Origin of the sequence: Vibrio sp. V23_P3S9T160 (genome assembly GCF_963886625.1) — a bacterium.
GTDB classification, from domain to species: domain Bacteria; phylum Pseudomonadota; class Gammaproteobacteria; order Enterobacterales; family Vibrionaceae; genus Vibrio; species Vibrio anguillarum.
This window is the reverse complement of the sequence record NZ_CAWPDB010000114.1, coordinates 50,738-69,823: the sequence shown is the minus strand read 5'-3', so window position 1 is coordinate 69,823 and position 19,086 is coordinate 50,738. Positions and strand designations below refer to the sequence as shown.

Sequence of the window (19,086 nt, the reverse complement as noted above, 5' to 3'; positions counted from 1 at the left end):
GGCTATATGGCTTACCGTTGCCAGCATCGTTAGATTTGCAAGCGCTCCATGCAATTCGCTGAGCCAGTCATTTGCCCATAACATATTCAGTTGTGTTGCCCAGCCGCTAAGTCCTGTTAGGAGGAGGCCAGACCACAAAATCCAGACCATCACAGCTCCAGCTGGGTTGTGCCCTTCATGGTGATCTTCTTTCGTTTCTATCACTTGCTTTATGTGAATAAACGCATTGTGTATTGAAGGCTTAAAGGCAGACAAGCGAGCAGGGGAATGGACAATAAGCCCCCAAATGAGACGAAGGCATATCGTGATCATCAGTAGATAGCCAACCCATTGGTGTGTTTTACTACCTTCTTCTGTTATGAGGTAGTTGGTTAAGAAAGATCCCGCCACAATCCAATGTGTCAAGCGAACAAATAGATCCCATTTGTAAGTTTTAGGCATTTTAGCGTTCCTCTATTTTGTTTATATTATCAAGATTGAAATGGATTTCTGTCGTTTAATTCATCTAAATAAATTCCGCCATTCTTAATTCTGTCAGTGTTCGATAAAGGAATTTGCCATATTAATCTTAAGAAAAACTTAAGACATTTAACGCATGAAGATAAAATAGGCGATAGTTTTTCGTTTTACAAAATGAAATGGAACTTATTTCTTTTATCAATGCCTTAACGTATTATCTAACCATTCATTTAATCTTAATAGTTGTTGAAATTTATGCTCAATAAAATCAAACCCTACTTAGGGCCTCTCTATCCGATTGCTGCCGTATTCGTGGTGGGGCTAGTTATCTTTTTTGTCTCTCGTTTAGGACTGGCTATCTGGCATTTTGAACGGGTGAGTGATGCTGGTGGATGGCTGACCATTTTCTTAAGTGGTCTGCGAGTTGATATTGTCTCTCTTTGTTATTTGCTCATTTTACCAGCGTTGTTATCTAGCCTACTGTCTGGCGATCATGCTGTCGGTCGGGTCTGGCATTGGTTTTTACGTGTGTGGATTACCGGCGGTTTGTGGTTGATTGTTTACATGGAAGCAGCAACACCGCCATTTATTATTGAGTACGATCTGCGACCTAATCGAATTTTTATCGAATATCTCATTTATCCCAAAGAAGTTTTCAGTATGCTTTGGAGTGGCTATAAATTTGAGCTTTTCCTTGGTGCCGTAGTTTCCACGTTCACACTTTTTGTCGGTTGGAAATGGAGCAAGCAGCTTGTTTCGAACTTAAGCTTTCCTAAATGGTATTGGCGTCCGCTGATTGCTATTTTTGTTGTGGCTATTGGTATTTTGGGGGCGCGTTCTTCACTGGGACACCGTCCATTAAATCCGGCGATGGTGGCTTTTTCTAGTGACCCTTTGGTGAATGATTTAACGTTAAACTCCTCATTTTCAGCGATTTTTGCTGCCAAACAGATGAAATCTGAAGCGAGTGCTTTCGAGTTTTACCCGAAAATGGATAAGCAGGAGATCGTCCAAGAAATTCGTGCATCCATGAATGTCGACAATAAAGACTTTGTCTCTGCACAACAACCTAGCATGGCAATGCACCAAGCGACCTATCAAGGCCAGCCTAAAAATATCGTAATCCTACTGCTTGAAAGTCACGGTGCACGTTATGTTAGCCGCCTTGGTGGTATCGATGCGTCACCCAATATCGATAAACTGATTGATGAGGGGTGGGCATTCACCCGTTTGTACGCAACGGGAACGCGTTCTGTTCGTGGTATTGAAGCGGTGACCACTGGGTTTTCTCCGACTCCTGCACGTTCAGTGGTCAAATTAGGTAAAAGCCAAACGAATTTCTTTTCAATTGCGGATTTATTAAAGTCTCGAAATTACCACACACAATTTATTTACGGTGGTGAAAGCCACTTTGACAATATGAAGAGTTTCTTCTTGGGTAACGGTTTTGTCGATATGCAAGATTTCCCAACTTTTGATTCGCCTAAATATGTTGGTTCATGGGGCGTGTCAGATGAAGATCTCTACAATAAGGCAGATCAGCAATTTACGAAGATGAGTCGTGAAGGTAAACCGTTCTTTAGCTTAGTTTTTAGCTCATCGAACCACAGCCCATTTGAATACCCTGACAACGTGATTGAACCGTATAATGAGCCAAAGCAAACGGTGGAAAATGCGGTGAAATATGCAGACTATGCGCTTGGACAGTTCATTGAAAAAGCGAAAAAGTCACCATATTGGGATAACACGGTGTTTGTTGCTGTGGCAGATCATGATGCTAGAACACAGGGTAATCAGCCTGTACCAGTCGATTACTTTCGAATTCCAGCGGTGATTTTTGGTGGCGGCATTGAGCACCGCATTGACGATCGTCTAGTTAGTCAAATTGACCTTGCACCCACACTGCTTTCTTTGGCCGGTATCAGTAGCCAAAACCCAATGATTGGGTTCGATTTAACTCATGATGTTCCTGCTGAGAAGCAGCGAGTAATGATGCAGCGAGATAAAAACTATGGCTATATGACAGCAGACAACCAACTGGTTGTTATTCGGCCTGAGCAAGGTATTTCTACTTATCAATATGATTTTAAATCAGATACCTTGACAGAAAAAGAGTTGGATCCAGAAGTGGTTAAACGTGCCCATGCCAATGCTATGTGGGGAAGCTTAGCGTTTAAAGAAAACTACTACACCGCATCTGATTCATATTGATTATATTTTTATCCACCTACAGCGTTATGCGATAAATCAGTACCCAAAAGTGGCTGAGAAACATAAACTGGTTGGACTTAAACAAGTTTAGCCAGTTTGTGAGACGCAAAATGTTAGAAAAAGAGAACCTGATTAAACTTGCGCGTATGCCAATGCCGTTTGGTAAGTATGCAGGGCGAGCGCTTATCGACTTACCAGAAGAGTATTTGCTGTGGTTTGATAAGAAGGGCTTCCCTGAAGGGGAGCTCGGGCGTTTGTTGCAACTTTGCTTAGCGTTGAAAATTGAAGGCTTAGACAGCGTGGTTAAGCCACTAAAGCGTATGTGATCTAGTGGCTAACCGAGTTATTTTTTCATCAGTTTGGCGAGATCGGCAAAGGGATTATAGGTCGCGCTTTGATGATCGTCTAATCTCACAACAGGCTCAGCGCCAAATCGGTCGTGGTCTGAATATTTAGAGTGCTCATGATCGTGACAATAGAGGCATAAAAGCTCCCAGTTACTGCCATCTTCAGGGTTATTGGTGTGATCGTGATCTTTGTGGTGCACAGTTAATTCTCGTAAATTTGAATAAACGAATTCACGCGTGCAATTGCCACACACCCAAGGGTAAAGTTTAAGTGCTTTTTCTCGGTAACCGCTCTCTTTACGAGCATAATTGGCACTTGAACCATAAAAATCTGACGACATGTTAATTCCAACCATTGATTAAAAATACTTTTTCGATATTAAAAACCAAAAATCTGCGCTAATCAAAGTTTGTGTGATTTATTTTAATGCACGCCCTCACACCTTAGCGTAAGTGTCACTTTTACCACTCAATCTCAATCGGCGTGCCTTCTTTGACTAGGCTCAAAAATTCATCCATTTCTGAGTTAGTCAGTGCAATACACCCATTAGTCCAATCAAAACTTTGCACATATTCTGGTCGTTGCTTGTCGCCATTTTTTAGGCCATGGATTTTTATATCACCACCGGGATTGATGTTTAAGCGCTGTGCATGCACTTTATCTTGATGATTCGGGTAACTGATATGAATCGAACGATAATAGCCAGAATCATTACTGATAGCTTCAAGATAGTATCGACCTTCTGGAGTACGTTGATCGCCTTCTTGCTGTTTATGTCCTTTGGGTTCTTTACCCAAGGCAATTCGATACTCTTGAATGATCTGCTGTCCCGAGATTAAGTACATGCGACGCTTAGATTTATCCACTTTGACCAGATCAATCTCAGCCGCTGCGCTGTTGAGTGAAAAACATAGAAACAAAAGTAGCCTAAAGTATTGGGTCATAGAGTGTCAGTACTGATAAGGTGGCAAATAGAGAGACATTATGCAGCGGAAGAATGAACGTGGCTAGTTGTCAATATTGTCTTGCAAATAAGACAATACTAAAAATAATAGGGTTAACCATGTAATAAATGGAAACAGAATCTCAAAAATGTAGGTTAACTCTAGGATGTAAAAACATAGAGTGCAAATTTGCGGCCGACTTAACAGCGACCTTTTTAAGAGTTTGATTGCACATGATCTTTTGTCTAATTTTGCAATGAAAATTATTAAAATGTCAGGCCGCTCATATGTTCTCTCGTACTTTACTCAAACAGATTTCTTCTGCTCGCAACCACCGTATGCTCGCGGAAGCAATGTTTGATTTTCTTCAAAGTTTCATTTCTCCCAAATCAATGCGGATCTTTCATGCACCAACATTAAACAAGCGCCATGAGTCATTATTTGAGTACAACTTACCGACTGCTCTGCAAAATTATCCAAATACCTTTTGGAATTGGGCCGCACAATTTGACACCTCTGATGGTCTAATTCCACTAGCGATCAACACCTGCAATTGGGACTACCGTAGTGTGATGGGCGGTGAGTCTTATCTTTTTATGTTAGATAACCACCCTGATTTAAGAACCTATTTGCTGCTTGAGGCAATTGATAACGTCAACATTCATGCGAAAACAGAATCCGGAGAGCTCGATTGTTTGCAACTGATTGCGGCTCGTTGGCAATGTCTTCGCGCGGAATCTGAAGCGGCAAAGGAGTTTAAAAATAGAGATATCCGCGAAGCAAAGTATTTGGATGAAATTAAACAGCGCGAAATGTTCATTGATAACATGAAGCTGGTTCATCAATTAGCGATTGAACTGGCTAACCCAGACAATTTGGATGCGCTGCACAGAGCGGCCGTTGATGTAACGAAAACACGCTTAGGGTTTGATCGAGCCGCTTTTTTAGTTCTTGATATGAAAAAACGTTGTTTTAGCGGAACTTATGGTACGGATGAAAGCGGAAAAACGGTGAGCGAACACCATACCCAATACGATTTGCACCAGCTAGAAGAAAGTTATTTAAGCGGTCTTTCTGATGATACTAAAAGTTTGGTGCTGATCGACGATGCCCCTCTATACACGGCAGGAAATGTGGTAGGACAAGGGTGGAATGGGATGTTAATCCTACGTGATGGTAATGAAACCATTGGTTGGATCGCGATTGATAACTACATTAATCGACAGCCCATAACTGAATACCAAAAGCAGATGTTGGAATCTTTTGGTTCATTGCTTGCGCAAATTTATATTCGCAAGCGTCAGGAGCAAAATGTTCGCATGTTGCATGCGAGCATGGTTGAACTGTCACGTTGTATGACGGTGAGTGACGTGTGCAAATCGGCGGTCAGTTTTGCGATTAACCGCATGGGCATTGATCGTCTGGCGGTGTTTTTGACCGATAAACACTGCTCGTACATTCAAGGAACGTGGGGAACCGATATCCAAGGCAACATTGTGGATGAATCCTATTTTCGTTCTGGGACCACCAATAATATGATTGTTGATATGGCCAAAGCCAACCCCAATGAGGTGGTGTTTGAAGAGTCAGTCCCTATTTATCATGACAGCAACATTGTTGGTTTTGGCTGGACAGCCATGACCATGCTTACCAACAATGGCGAACCTATTGCTTTTATTGCTGCGGACAATTTGATCCGCCGCTCACCACTGACTTCACAACTGCGAGAAGTGATCCGCATGTTCGCTTCGAATTTAACCGAAGTATTGATGCGCACCAGTGCTCAGCAGGCGATCAGTGAACTGAATGAGAATTTAGAAATTGAGGTGCGTAACCGTACCTATGAGTTACAAAAAGTGAACGACAAACTGGACTTAATGGCCAAAATGGATCCATTAACTCGCCTTGGAAATCGTCGGATGTTAGCTCATTTATTGGAACGCATCGGTTCGAGAGTACAAGCGGAGACCGTAAGCTATGGTTTAATTCTGCTTGATATTGATCACTTTGGTTTATTTAATAATTACTACGGTCACTTAGAAGGGGATATTGCTTTGATTCGTATTGGCCATATTCTCAACCAACATGCTCAGGCAGAGAATGAACTCTTTTGCCGAATTGGTGGTGAAGAATTTATATTGTTGGTGGCCAACCGTGATGCAGCAGAAGTGAAAGCGTTGGCTGAAAGCATACGCTTTAGTATTGAACGAGAGCAGATTGAACATAGTGAGAACCCTGATGGTGACTGCTTAAGTGTCTCGATTGGTTACACTATTGCCCAGTACCTTCCCAGTGAACTTAAGTTTGAGGAGATGTACAGCAAAGCGGATAAGGCACTTTACCAAGCAAAAGATAATGGCAGAAACCAAGTCGTTGGTTACTCTGAGCAAAAACACCATACTCGAAGTCATAAAGTCGCCGCGCCAAATTCATAGTGTTAGCGCGGCGAGTCATGGCAAGGATAATGAGAACAGCAGATTATTCAGTCTGAGAGGTAATATTCAACCGTTGAAACGACGCGTACTTTTTTGATGTAAGGAGTATTGTTATCACGATCCACAATACTAAATTGTCCCTGTGAAGCGCGTTTAATCTTGCCAAGTGAGCTTTGCGAATCTTTGGCAAATTTCTCTGCGACTTCTCTTGCTTGTTTGGTCGCTTCTTCAATCATGCCGGGTTTGATTTCATTCAGTCCAGAGAATGAATAATCAACGCGGTTGTTGTAAGGATCTTGATTAAAAACGATGCCTTGTTTTCCTAAATTGCCGAGCTTATTAATGGCCTCGCGCACTAGGTCAACTTGATTGCTGTACACCGTAATGGTTTGGTTCGCTAAATAACGAAACTCGACTAAATTTTCTCCACCATACTGCTGTGCTTTTTTGTCGATCACCGCTGGCGATGATAGCGAGACACTTTTTTCATCAATGCCTTGTTGAGCTAAAAATGCGGTCACCAGTTGGCTCTGTTTTTCAATCGTGTTGAACATGGTGGGTAAATCATTATCGGCCACACTAAATTGGATCGGCCAAACAACGGTGTCGGCGGGATATTCTCGCTCTGATAATCCTTTAACGGTCACCACGCGCTCATACTCTTTATATTTCACAGCCGTTTGCTGCACAAAGTAACCTAGGGTTGCGAGCCCGAGTATTAAACTCAAACCGATGATCAATGAAGCGCTACTTTTTATTTGCATGCCTTGTTTTCCTTTTGTTGGCAACAGTCCCAAAATGACTTGAAGTCACAGCGGCTAGTCGTTTGGATATAACAACACACCTTAGATTTGATATTGTGATTTCGACAGCTATTTTCGGTTAGAGTTTTGCCAGAGATTCTAACTTTTTATGCTGGCGCTTAGTTTGCTTTTTTTGAATGGCATCAATCATAGAGATTAACGCTGAGCCATCCCAATCACTTTTCTGAGGTGCGTACAAAGTTTTAAGTTGCTGGTTGACTTGTGTATCTAGTGCGGTTTTCTCTTCATCACTTAATACGACTGAATCGCGCCAGAGGGTGAAGTAATAGCTGATTTTGGCACCATCTTGGCTTTGTACCGCTTCTTTTAACTGTTGATATTGGTGGCCTTCAAGCGGTTGATGATGAGCGTTGGTTTCCAGTGCTGCTGTCTGTGGCGCGTTACGAAATGACCAAGCGACTACCATAGTCGCCATCCATAGCAGTGCAAAAAATGCGGTAAAGTAGGGCCAGTATCCTGCATCTTTAACGGTGACGGTTTGTACTGTTGGTGGTGTCAGCACAGAGGTGGATGGGTTGAGTGATTCACCTGGCGAAACCTCTAGCTTTAATCCTTTGGCTTGCGCGCTTTGCTGAGATTCGTTTTTGGTGTCCCACCAACTGACGGTGAGATCCGCTAGATCAACCTTATCGACGGTTTTTGGGATGAGTACTTGTTTTAGCGTCATTTGCACATCGCCATTATCTAAGCTTTTAAACTGAGGCTTTTCAGCATAGAGCCGAATTGAGTCTGGATATTGCACTGAGAGGTTAGGCAACTGCGTCTGCGTAAGGCCTTTCACTGTCAGAATCCATTCACGAGTCAACGATTCACCCACTTTGGTTTTAAAGCTCTCGGCGGTGATGATCTGCCCTGTGGCATCTCGCCACGTTTGGTTGAGTGTTAGTTTTGGCGTAGGTAGCCAAGTGCCTTGATAGCTACCCGGTTTCGGCAGTACGGTGAGCGAAAAGGTTTTGGCCGGAATATCGACTTGCAGCAAGCGGGTGCTGCCCGTTTGGTTGTTACCATAGATGAGGCCAGCTTTAAACGCAGGGCCGGATAACGTGAAAGTTCCTGCCTCTTGGGCCGTGACTCTAAATTTTTGGTCTACAACAGTGACTTCAACCCCATCCAATAAGCTTTGGTATTGGTTAGCTTCTCCCTCGGTCGTCAGTTCTAATCCTTGTACAGCGGGTGGCGTAATTTGTGGATTTTGCAGCCTTCTTGGGTCAGCTTTGATGATTAGGCGAGCATTGAGAAAAGTGCTTTCACTCGGGTAGAGTTTGCTACGTTCTAGATCGGCTTGTATTTCAACAAGGTCAGATTGCTTGGGAGCTTCACCATCAGCGATAACTTGAATCGCGATCGGTTGAGTAGTAGCGCCATTGACGGTAAAACTAGGAATGGTCAGTATGCCGAGTTTGTTGGCTGCCAACGATACATTCCATTCACTGCGCGTGCTGCGATCGCCATTGATGATGTTCACCGAAGTACCAAAACTTGGGCGGCCAAGAAAAAAATCGTCTTCTAACACCTTAAAGTCGATCGCATCGGTCGATACTTTTTCATCGGCAACAATTCGTAATTGGAATACTTCATTTTTCGCGACCTTATTTTTACTGACGCTGGCGTAAAGTGCAGCCGCGTTAGCGGCCGAGCTCAGTAGAGCAACAGAAACTAGGCTGATAATCGCAGCCCAGAATGAACGCTTGATCGATTTCATACTTACCACTTCTTGCTGTTATTTTGTGGAGGTTGTGCTTGGTCTTCTTGCCGTTGTCTTGCTTGTAGCAACAATTGTGCTTTGAGTAAGCCACTAGGATCTCGTGCACTTTCGACTTGTTCTAGCTTGCGAAGTTGCGGGTCAATAGTTTGGCTATCGCCTTGCTGTTGTGATTGCTTCTGTGTTTGCTGCTCAGAGGCTTCTTTGTCACTGACCTCATCTTCGTTGTTCATTGATTCATTTGTTTGAGTCGCTTCAGTCTGCTGTTGAGAGGCAGGCGATTCATCCGCAGTGTTGGCCTTGGATCGCTCACTTTGCTCATCTTTACTTTGTGCCGATTGAGGCGATGACTGAGAGCCGTCGTTCTGCGGTGAGTTATCGCTTTGGTCGTCAGGTTGATCTCCGGTTTGTTCGCCATCTTGTTGTTGTGCATCGTTTTTATTCTGTTCATTATTTTTATTTTCCGACCGATTTTGATCTTGATTTGGATTGGAAGGCTCACCAGACTGTTGCTGTTGCTGTTGCTGTTGCTGTTGCTGTTGCTGTTGCTGTTGCTGCGCTTTTTTTACGATTTCCAAATTATGCTGAGCATCTTTATGGTTTGGGTCGCGTTTTAACACCTCTTCATACAAGGTTTGGGCCTTTTCCAATTCTCCATTTTGCGCGTAGGCGTTGGCCAAGTTGTATTGCACTCGCACACTGTCTTGTGGCAGTTGAGAGAGGGTCTCCACCGCTGCCTGATATTCTCCAGCCTGATATTGAGCGATGCCTTTCCACTCTAAGTCTGTAAATTGTTCACTGGCCGCTTGATACTCTTTTGCATCAAAGGCTTTTTTGGCTTGTTGATTGCTATTTAGCCAAGGTGAAGCCTGTACACTATTGCTGTGCAGTATAGGGATGAAGAGCAGTAACAAAGAAAAAATGACGCCACGGCGAAACAAAAGCAAACACGGGATAATGAGGAGCAGCACTAACCAATAGCCATTGTTAACGCGCTCTTTCACCATTTGTTGACTCTTGGTTGTACTGTGTGGTTGTTCGTTTTGGTCTAGCTTAGCGATCATTGCGACATCGCTATTGTCTAAGCTGATTGGCGTAAATAATCCATTTATATTCTGCGCGAGCGACTGCATATTGGCAAAGTTGGTCTTGGCCACTACGGTCTGCCCTTGTGCATTTTTCAGTAAGCTGCCATCGCTGAGCGTAATAGGCGCGCCCGCTTGTGTACCAATGCCTAAGATCACCAATTTCCAACGCGTATTGGTAAGCTGTGTTTCAATCTGAGCTTGCTCTTGTGAGTCGATGTCATCGGTCAATAACACAATGTCACCTTGTGCAAGGCCGGCATTTTTCATCATGTCGATGGCTAATTGAACCGCGCGAGCCGCATCTGCGCCGGGGTAGGGCATAATATCGGGCGATAGATTGGGCACTAAGTTGCTTAGGGTTGCGGTGTCGGTGGTTAATGGGCTAACGGTATAGGCATCACCAGCATAGGCGACAAGCCCTGTACTACCTTCTTGCCATTGTGTGAGTAAGTCGAGCGCTTTATAACGCGCTTGCGTTAAGCGGTTGGGTTTTATATCAGTAGCGTACATCGATAGTGACATGTCCATCACTAATACGCGCGCGTTACTATTGCTGTAACTGGGGCGTGTTTGAGATTCAAAACTCGGACCAGCTAGCGCCAGTACTGCGAGCAGCCAACTGATGCTGATGATCACAATGGCCGCGTTATGCTTTTTATCGCTCAAACCCATCGCCTTAGCCAGATGAGGTGCTATCAAGGAGTGTCGTTTGGCACGCAGAGTGAACCAGCCCAGCAGTAGTGCTAAGGGGAATAGTGCGGTTAACCACCAAGGTGTAAGAAAAACAAACTCAGACATGATTTCTCCTTAGTAGCGCTAAGAGTACAGAAAGCGCGAGCGCTATCGCCAACGGATAACCAAACCATTCGCTTTGTGGACGCCAAGTTTGGCTTGCTTGGCTTATGGGTTCTAATTGATTAATGGTGTCGTATATTTTGGCGAGGTCTTGGCTATTTCGTGCGCGAAAATATTGGCCACCAGTCATGGTCGCTATTTGTGTTAACGTCTTCTCATCTAAATCTTCCGCGGTATTGATTTTTCGAGTCATAAAAAACTCTTTGACCATCATTTCGCCAGCGCCAATACCGACTGTGTAAATGGTGGCATTGTATTTTTGGGCAATTTTCGCAGCTTCGATTGGGTCGAGCACGCCAGCAGTATTGCTGCCATCGCTGAGTAAAATCATCACCCGCTGTGGGGCATCACTATCGATAAACGTTTTGGTCGCAAGCCCAATCCCTTCACCAATGGCGGTTTGGGTGCCGATCAGCTTAAGGACGGCTTGATTAAGCTGCTGGCGAATGGTGTTTCTATCCAGAGTCAACGGCGTTTGTAGATAGGCGTGATCGGCAAATAAGACTAACCCAAGGCGATCACCTTCGCGCTTGTCAATAAAATCAGAGAGCACATTTTTAACGGCGCTCAAACGATCAATGTACTGATCGCCAAGCAGCATATCTTCTTGGCTCATGGAGTAAGAGAGGTCAACCACCAGCATCAGATCTCGGTGTTTGGGCTGAGCAATAACCGGGTCGCCAAACCACACTGGACGGGCTGCGGCGATCAATACTAAGCACCAAATAGCGCTTGCAATGATTTTAGCGATGATCTGGTTTGGTGCTTGACGCTGATTATCTTTAGGAAGGTAGGGCAGGTGAATCGCTGCCCTTTCTTTTGCTGGTGGTAAGAATCGATAAACGACCAGCGGGAGTGGCAGCAGACATAGCATCCACCACCACAATAACTCTATATTTGCCAAAGCCTAGCTATCTCCGTTTTTTAGGCGGCAAAGCATCATTAACCCATTGATAGCAGTGATTAATCAGTTCTTGACTGTTTTCTGTTTTCTGCTTTTGGTATAACGCTTGCTGCCACAATGTTTCATTGGGAACAAAAAGAGGGTAAGAAATTTGTGAATCTAAAAAGGTGTACCACTCTTTGCCGGTAAGATGTGCGATTTCCATACGAGGGTAGTAACAAAGCGCGGCTTGACGAAGTAGCTCAATCGCTGAAGAAGGAGTTAAATGCCCAAATTGGGGGTTGAGTAAACGCAGCGCCGTTTTTTTCGGGGCTAAGCGTTTACGACGCCAACGAATGGCTAACACCAGAATCAGCAGACAGAGCAGTATGCCCGCCGCGCTTGCCCACCATCCCCAAGCCAAGGGAAACCAAGAGGGTAGCTCAGGCAGTTGCATCGCGCTTAAATCTAAAAGTGTAGCTATTGATGATTCCTTCATTCTTTATATCCGGATAGTTGTTGCAACAAAGGTTTCTCACTAGAGAGTGAGGTATAAGAAATTGCCATAGTTTGACTCAATGATTTTAGTTTTTCTTTTTGAGATTCAAAGGCTTTTTTTAACCCTAAGCGCGTACTATTTTTCGAAAAGTTGAGCCAGCTCGTCTGTTGGTCATCGGTTACGCGTTCTACACCGCGAAATTGGGTCTCTCCTTGCTCTAATGGATCGTAAATGTGCACAATTTTTACACGATTATGTCGCTGCAATTGGTTGACTATTGGTTGTAATGTGGCATTGAAATGGACGAAGTCACTGATCAAAATCACTTCACTGCCTTTAGGGCACAAACGATTCAACGCAGTTAGGCCGCGCTGCATGCTGTGTGATTTCGTTTTATCAAGCTCCAGCAGCTGTTGGTTTTGTAGTGTCACCAACTGTTGCAACAGCTGTAATGGCCCTTTTTGGCGGCTAGTCGGTTTTAACTCAACCAGTGTCGAACCAGTATCAATCACCGCGCCCACTCGGTCCTTGTTGGCAATGCTTAACCAACTGAGCAAGCTTGCCATGTGCGCCGCTTGCACTGATTTGAGCATTAACTGCGATCCAAACTGCATAGAGCGGCTCAGATCAACGTAAAGAATGACGGGTTTTTCTCGTTCTTCACTGAACAGTTTGGTATGAGGCTTTCCCGTACGCGCAGTAACGCGCCAGTCGATGGTCCGAATATCATCTCCTGCTTGGTATTGCCTGACCTCAGCAAAGTCCATTCCTCGGCCGAGTTGCTTGCTCTGATGCTGCCCCAATACTTGCGCCCATAAACTTTTAGCAGGTGGCAGCCAGCGAATAGCGTGCTGCTTGTAAGGCAACAGTTCAGCCAATGAAAGTGTGACACCCGTACTAAACGGTGGAAGTGACTCTTGCATAGTAAACCTTAGTCTTAGTGCTAAGCACTACCAACCAGTGAAAGTAAGTGAGTGATAACTTGGTTGGGATGTACGCCTTCAGCCTGTGCTTGGTAGCTCAATAATAGACGGTGGCGCAAAACCGGAAATACCATCGCTTGAACATCTTCAGGGCTGACAAAATCACGCCCACTGAGCCATGCATGAGCGCGAGCGCATCGATCAAGCGCGATGGTTGCTCGCGGGCTGACGCCCATCTCTAACCATTGTGCCAACGTGGCATCGTAGTCTGCGGGTTTACGCGTTGCCATGATCAGGCGAATAATATATTGCTCAATAGGTTCGGCCATGTGAATGTTCAGCACTGCTTGCCGAGCACTGAAAATATCGCTTTGGCTTAATGTTGGCGGAGAGACTTTCTCAATTCCCTGCGCTTCCCCGCGGTTCAAACGTAAAATGGCGAGTTCATTTTCAGCGTCTGGATAATCAACATTTAAATGCAATAAAAAACGATCCAACTGCGCTTCGGGTAGAGGATAAGTACCCTCTTGCTCGATAGGGTTTTGGGTAGCCATCACTAAAAAAAGTTCAGGTAACGGGTAGGTTTTTCGACCTGCCGTGATCTGTTTTTCGGCCATCGCCTCGAGCATCGCAGCTTGTACTTTGGCTGGAGCGCGGTTGATTTCATCAGCCAATACTAATGAGTTAAAAATCGGGCCTGCTTGAAAGGTGAACTCACCTGTTTCAGGGCGGAAGATATCGGTACCGGTTAAATCGGCGGGGAGCAGATCAGGCGTAAATTGGATTCGATGAAAATCACCTTCTATGCAATCGGCGAGTGATTTCACGGCACGGGTTTTTGCAAGGCCAGGAGGCCCCTCGACCAAAATGTGCCCATCAGCAAGAAGTGCAACTAATAACTGCTTAACTAAACCTGTCTGGCCTATGACTTGCTGATTTAAATAGTGTTGTAGCGATTGAAACGCGTGCGATGGCATTGAATGGGTCTCCTGCTGTTTTGCTGAATTAGTAATTTATTGATTCGAAAAGTTCCATGAAAAGCGTGATGCATCAACTGATTGGCGAATTATTATCCATTTGGCGAAACGAAAGAATGTTTGGTCACCATACTCGACTATGCTTAGGAACAGCTATTGTTGGCCATGATCACATTCTACGTGAAGATAAATCGATTCTATCGATAAATTTCTCAAGAGAGAGGGTTTGTTGCCGATACAAAAAAGTTATTCATGACAAGCCAATAATAAAGAGCGCAAATAATGTTCAAACTTAATTCGATGAGTATTAAGCAAAAGGTTGTATTAGGAATTACGTTCGCGGTACTCGCTTCGACGGTTATCGTTGGTGTAATGGCGCAGCGTCAAGCTCGAGAGGTACTGGAGCACCGATTAATTGATATCGAACTTCCCTCGTTACTTGATCAAATCAGTAGCCAGATAGATCGAGAAGTATCGCAATTGCTCTTTTCTGCTGAGCAACTAGCCAATAATGAATTCATCAAGCAAGCCGTTCAGACGACCAATATTAATGCTGACGCAGAGGCGATGCTGATTAAGCAGCTCAATAATGTACGCGATCAATATTCGTTGAATGATGCTTCTGTGGCTAACCGAAAAACGGCGTATTACTGGAACCAAAATGGTTTTCTGCGTCAGCTTAATCAACAGCAAGATGGCTGGTTTTTTGGTTTTACGCAATCGGGACAAAAGACCATGGTCAGTATGTTCCAAGAGGCAAGTGGCGAAGTGAAAATGTTTGCCAACTATCAAAATGTCAGTGGCGATACGATGTCTGGTTTGTCGAAATCAATGGATGACATGGTGAACCTGCTCAATGGATTTAAAATCGAGGATACAGGTTTTGTCTTTTTGACCAACTCGAAAGGGGAAGTGCAAATCCATCGCCAAAAAGAGAAAGCTAAAGCCTCATTAACACAATTGTACGGCTCAAACGCAAACCAACTATTGAATAAAAGCCGCTTCAACCTGATTTCGACAACCTATCAAAACCAAGATGTTTTTGTCGCTAGTGTCTACGTGAAATCGATGGACTGGTTTGTGATTGGTTCAGTACCTGTGTCGGAAGTCTTCGCCGAATTAAATGCCGTTGCGCAAAAAATGTTGTTCACAACCTTAGCTGTGGCGGGTTTATTTATTTTGATGGGTCTTTTTCTGGCCAATAGTATTGCTAACCCAATTAAACAGATTGCACAACGCTTTACCGATTTAGGTAAAGGCGATGGTGATTTATCGCAACGGATTGAGGTATTGGGCCGCGATGAAATCGCTCAATTATCAGCGGGCTTCAACGGTTTTATTGAGAAGATTCATCAATCGATGAAAGAAGTTGCTTCTACCAGTCATGCATTGCAGTCGGCGGCGGGTCGGGTGTCAGAAAAATCGACGCGAACTCATGACAATAGCCAAGAACAGCGTGACCAAACTATACAAGTGGTGGCGGCGATCAATCAAATGGGGGCCACTATCAGTGAAATTGCTTCTAACGCGGCGACGGCAGCTGAAACAGCAAATCACGCGGCTGATAACACTGAAGTAGGACGTGAAGTTGTAAGCAAAGCCAAAGATGCCATCAGTCGTTTAGCAGCGGATATCGAAAATACGGGTAAAGTGGTGGAGCAGCTAGCATCGACCACTCAAGATATCGGCTCTATTTTAGGTGTTATCCGTGGTATTTCTGAACAAACCAACTTGCTGGCATTAAACGCTGCAATTGAAGCGGCGAGAGCTGGAGAGCAAGGCCGAGGTTTTGCTGTTGTGGCAGACGAAGTACGCAATTTGGCCAGCCGCACGGCCTCTTCAACGGAAGAAATTCAAAAGATGATCAATCAATTACAAAACGATGTAAAAGATGCGGTCTCGGCGATGTCTTCTGGTAAGGCTGTTACACAGGAAGGGGTTGACGCTTCCGATGAAGCGGTGAACGTTTTAGTGAATATTTCAAACAGGATCCACGATATTTCCGATCGCAACACTCAGGTTGCCACGGCGACTGAAGAGCAATCAACGGTGGTGCACACAATCAATCAAAATATTGAAGAGATCAACGCCATCAATGAAGTGACCACCAGCACCGCAGAAGAGTTGGCAGAAGCGAGCCAAGAGCTGCGTGATCTGTCTGGCCGTTTAGATAAAATGGTGGGTAGCTTTAAGCTCTAGAATCATGAGGGGGAAATCGGTACACTTCCCTCATTACGTTTATGTTTAGGTAAGTAAAATGAGTGATTTCGAAAAAGAGTTAGCACAATTGTCGCAACAGGTGGCGGGTGAACCTGAAGTGAAACTGCCTTCGTTGGAAGAGCAAAAAGCGATTGTGGCTGAGCTTAAGCAGCTAGAAGTGGAAGGCAAGCTGACGCCAGAAGTGCTGGAAAAGCATTTTGGACAATTCTTTACAGAAACGGATACCCCCGTCCATTAATTCAAACCCACTTTATTTAATTTAGAGCACACAAGTTTATTTAGAGTACACAATAGTATTTAGGGCACACAGTAGTGGTGCCCTTTTTTATCAGAAAACGTTATTGAGTCATAGGAAGCTGTTGCGCGATATCTTCGAGTGCCTGTTGAAGAATCTCTGTCGTTTGCGCGCCTGAGATAAGATGGCGTTGCTCAATGATCAAGGCTGGTACCGCTTGAATTCCTGCCTCTAACCACTGTTGCTCTGTGACAGAAACGGTTTTCGCCCACGACTCATCAGTTAAAACTGCGCGGCAGATTTCTCTGTCTAAACCAAGGCTCTGTACTAGGTCGAGCAAGACATCATCGTCATCTAAGGCTTGCCCGAAAGTGAAATAAGCACGAAATAGTGCCATTTCCAGCTCTAATTGTTTTCCTTGGCTATTCGCCCACATTAATAATTGATGCGCTTTACGGGTATTATAAATACGCATGTTGTCACTAAAATTGAATTGAAAGCCGACTTCTTGCCCTAAGGCGCTGAGGGTTTGGCGTGCTTGTAAACTTGCTTCTATCGACGTGCCATATTTTTTGGCTAAATGTTGCTGTAGGTGTTCACCACCTATAGGCATAGCAGGGTTGAGTTCAAAAGGGTGCCAATGGATGTCTGCATCGATCGTATCGCTGAGAGCCAGCAGCGCTTGCTCTAACCGCTTATAGCCAATGATGCACCAAGGGCAGACAACATCTGACACGATATCAATGCGTAGTTTTTTCATTTTCTTCCCTACCGCGATTGGCAATTCACTGACCTTAATTATAGCGAGATTATCAGCATAAACTGTGACTTGTTGTGTAGCCCTTTGGAAAGCTAGGCGCTTTTTTATCGCTCTACGCCTTTTCTCTCATACAAACAATATTGCAATAAGGCTGATGGAATTGCTGAAACGCTCTCTATACTCTAAAAACGTTAAATGCAGAGAATTAAACTGCGCTTTGAGAAACAAGTGACGTATTGTGAGGTTTCGCCTCTTTCAACTTGTGAGTTAACCATGATGAACAGGGACATTGACGTATGACAAATGTTCAACCAACCGATGTGATTTTGCATGCTTTTGATTGGCCGTATCGTTTAGTCGCTGAGCGTGCAGAGCAAATTTTCCAACTGGGTTATAAAACGGTGTTGATTTCACCGCCGATGAAATCGTTCAAAACCGCTCAAGGTACAAAATGGTGGCAACGTTACCAGCCGCAAGATTATCGCATCATTGATAATCAACTGGGCAATACCCATGATTTTAAACAAATGGTTGAAACCTTAACCGCATTAGGCTTGCGAATTTATGCCGATGTGGTGTTCAACCATATGGCCAACGAATCCAAATTGCGTTTGGATTTACAATACCCGAGCGCACAAGACTTAGCTTCCTACCAGAATAAAAGCGATGAGTACCAAGCGCTGCGCCTCTTTGGTGATCTGACCCAGCCACTCTTTGATAAAGATGACTTTGTGGAAGCGTTTGGTATAAAAGATTGGAAGGATCGTTGGCAAGTGCAAAATGGCCGCATTACTGGAGGGGCGCATGATCCGGGCCTACCCACGTTGCGTGATAATGAACATGTGGTTGTGCAACAACAGGCTTATTTAAGGGCATTGAAAGCGTTAGGAGTCAAAGGATTTCGAATTGATGCTGCTAAGCATATGTCTATTGAGCATTTGAAGAAAGTATGGGCCGATGACATTACGCAAGGCATGCATATTTTTGGCGAGATCATTACTGATGGCGGTGCAACCAAAGAAGAGTACCAACTTTTTCTCGAGCCTTATCTGCAAGAAACCAAGTTGGGTGCTTATGATTTTCCACTATTTCAAACGGTATACGATGCGTTACAAACAAAAGGTAGCCTGAAATGGCTGATTGACCCTTATTGTTTTGGTCAGGCGCTTTCCAACAACCGAGCGATTACGTTCACCATTACGCATGATATCCCCAACAACGCTGTGTTTGCCGACCTCGTCATGGATGAAGCCTTAGAAAATATCGCCTACAGCTACATTCTTGGTCGCGATGGGGGAGTGCCATTAATTTACACTGATTTGAACACCAGTGGCATTTTGAACCATGCTGGTCTTCCGCGCTGGCAAGAGGCATGGTGTTCGCCACAAATGGCGGCGTGTATTGCTTTTCATAATAAAATGCATGCGTTGCCAATGAAAACGCTAGAAGCGAGTGATGACTTGTTAGTGTTCAGCCGCGGTAAGGAAGGGATAGTGGTTTTGAACAAATCTCAACGCAGTCAGCGCGTTGAAATTGATTGGACAAATCCAATGCTAGAATTGTTTACGAAGCAGCAGTATCAACCCAATAACCAAAAGATTGTCATGGATATCGCCGCTCGTTCTAGCGCCATGCTTTGTCTGCTATCAAATGTCTGATGGTGAATAAAACGGTGACTCGTTAGAAAAGTAAAGGCGCGTAATCAGCGCCTTTACTGAGTCTA

Annotated in this window: 17 protein-coding genes; 6 read left to right on the top strand and 11 right to left on the bottom strand. The window is 44.4% G+C overall.

Annotation, left to right across the window (positions count from 1 at the left end; genetic code table 11):
* A partial coding sequence (locus AACU59_RS07750; RefSeq protein ID WP_161437651.1) for a cytochrome b/b6 domain-containing protein occupies positions 1–441 on the bottom strand: 441 nt, incomplete at its 3' end.
* Positions 442–714: 273 nt separating this feature from the next.
* On the opposite strand from AACU59_RS07750, the gene AACU59_RS07745 reads away from it, so the two are divergent.
* Both AACU59_RS07745 and AACU59_RS07740 read left to right on the top strand, forming a co-directional pair.
* The gene (locus AACU59_RS07745; protein WP_094123497.1) at positions 715–2,670 is read left to right on the top strand and encodes an LTA synthase family protein; all 1,956 of its coding nucleotides are present in this window, start codon (positions 715–717) and stop codon (positions 2,668–2,670) included.
* Between the two features lie 110 nt (positions 2,671–2,780).
* On the top strand, positions 2,781–2,996 hold the full coding sequence (locus tag AACU59_RS07740; protein ID WP_026028221.1) for a DUF3820 family protein: 216 nt from the start codon (positions 2,781–2,783) through the stop codon (positions 2,994–2,996).
* Between the two features lie 17 nt (positions 2,997–3,013).
* On the opposite strand, the gene AACU59_RS07735 is transcribed toward AACU59_RS07740, so the two are convergent.
* Both AACU59_RS07735 and AACU59_RS07730 read right to left on the bottom strand, forming a co-directional pair.
* A complete protein-coding gene (locus AACU59_RS07735; RefSeq protein WP_094144974.1) occupies positions 3,014–3,358 on the bottom strand; it encodes a YajD family HNH nuclease in 345 nt (114 codons plus the stop codon).
* Positions 3,359–3,479: 121 nt separating this feature from the next.
* Positions 3,480–3,962 (bottom strand): L,D-transpeptidase family protein, encoded by a 483-nt coding sequence (locus AACU59_RS07730; protein WP_161437650.1) that lies wholly within the window; start codon positions 3,960–3,962, stop codon positions 3,480–3,482.
* 287 nt (positions 3,963–4,249) lie between these two features.
* Between AACU59_RS07730 and AACU59_RS07725 the strand changes: the two genes are divergently transcribed.
* Entirely contained in the window at positions 4,250–6,397 is a 2,148-nt protein-coding gene (locus AACU59_RS07725) for a GGDEF domain-containing protein (protein WP_094144752.1), read from the top strand.
* A 47-nt stretch (positions 6,398–6,444) separates the two neighbouring features.
* On the opposite strand, the gene AACU59_RS07720 is transcribed toward AACU59_RS07725, so the two are convergent.
* The 7 genes from AACU59_RS07720 to AACU59_RS07690 all read right to left on the bottom strand — a co-directional run bounded on the left by AACU59_RS07720 (position 6,445) and on the right by AACU59_RS07690 (position 14,148).
* Entirely contained in the window at positions 6,445–7,161 is a 717-nt protein-coding gene (locus AACU59_RS07720; RefSeq protein WP_141195585.1) for an SIMPL domain-containing protein, read from the bottom strand.
* Between the two features lie 118 nt (positions 7,162–7,279).
* A complete protein-coding gene (locus AACU59_RS07715) occupies positions 7,280–8,932 on the bottom strand; it encodes a BatD family protein (protein WP_094144750.1) in 1,653 nt (550 codons plus the stop codon).
* Positions 8,926–10,809, bottom strand: a complete 1,884-nt coding sequence (locus AACU59_RS07710) for a vWA domain-containing protein (RefSeq protein WP_094144749.1) — start codon at positions 10,807–10,809, stop codon at positions 8,926–8,928. Before AACU59_RS07710 ends, AACU59_RS07715 begins: the two co-directional genes overlap by 7 nt.
* Positions 10,802–11,770 carry a vWA domain-containing protein gene (locus AACU59_RS07705; RefSeq protein WP_094144748.1) on the bottom strand — a complete coding sequence of 323 codons (969 nt, stop codon included), beginning with the start codon at positions 11,768–11,770 and terminating at the stop codon, positions 10,802–10,804. The genes AACU59_RS07710 and AACU59_RS07705 overlap by 8 nt, the downstream gene beginning before the upstream one ends.
* Positions 11,771–11,777: 7 nt before the next feature.
* Positions 11,778–12,248, bottom strand: coding sequence for a DUF4381 domain-containing protein (locus AACU59_RS07700; protein ID WP_013867999.1), 471 nt, complete (start codon positions 12,246–12,248; stop codon positions 11,778–11,780).
* The gene (locus tag AACU59_RS07695) at positions 12,245–13,171 is read right to left on the bottom strand and encodes a DUF58 domain-containing protein (RefSeq protein WP_088733466.1); all 927 of its coding nucleotides are present in this window, start codon (positions 13,169–13,171) and stop codon (positions 12,245–12,247) included. The genes AACU59_RS07700 and AACU59_RS07695 overlap by 4 nt, the downstream gene beginning before the upstream one ends.
* Positions 13,172–13,191: 20 nt before the next feature.
* Positions 13,192–14,148, bottom strand: a complete 957-nt coding sequence (locus tag AACU59_RS07690; protein WP_064626305.1) for an AAA family ATPase — start codon at positions 14,146–14,148, stop codon at positions 13,192–13,194.
* A 282-nt stretch (positions 14,149–14,430) separates the two neighbouring features.
* Here AACU59_RS07690 and AACU59_RS07685 point away from each other — a divergent pair, with 282 nt between their 5' ends.
* Together AACU59_RS07685 and AACU59_RS07680 are read left to right on the top strand one after the other, a co-directional pair.
* Positions 14,431–16,347: a methyl-accepting chemotaxis protein gene (locus AACU59_RS07685; RefSeq protein ID WP_094144747.1), complete on the top strand. Its 1,917-nt coding sequence runs from the start codon at positions 14,431–14,433 to the stop codon at positions 16,345–16,347.
* A 58-nt stretch (positions 16,348–16,405) separates the two neighbouring features.
* The gene (locus AACU59_RS07680) at positions 16,406–16,606 is read left to right on the top strand and encodes a restriction endonuclease subunit S (RefSeq protein ID WP_094144746.1); all 201 of its coding nucleotides are present in this window, start codon (positions 16,406–16,408) and stop codon (positions 16,604–16,606) included.
* A 100-nt stretch (positions 16,607–16,706) separates the two neighbouring features.
* Here AACU59_RS07680 and AACU59_RS07675 read toward each other — a convergent pair whose 3' ends face one another.
* Positions 16,707–17,387: a DsbA family oxidoreductase gene (locus AACU59_RS07675; protein ID WP_094144745.1), complete on the bottom strand. Its 681-nt coding sequence runs from the start codon at positions 17,385–17,387 to the stop codon at positions 16,707–16,709.
* Positions 17,388–17,659: 272 nt separating this feature from the next.
* On the opposite strand from AACU59_RS07675, the gene AACU59_RS07670 reads away from it, so the two are divergent.
* Positions 17,660–19,021, top strand: a complete 1,362-nt coding sequence (locus AACU59_RS07670) for an alpha-amylase family protein (protein WP_094144744.1) — start codon at positions 17,660–17,662, stop codon at positions 19,019–19,021.
* Positions 19,022–19,086: the final 65 nt, after the last annotated feature.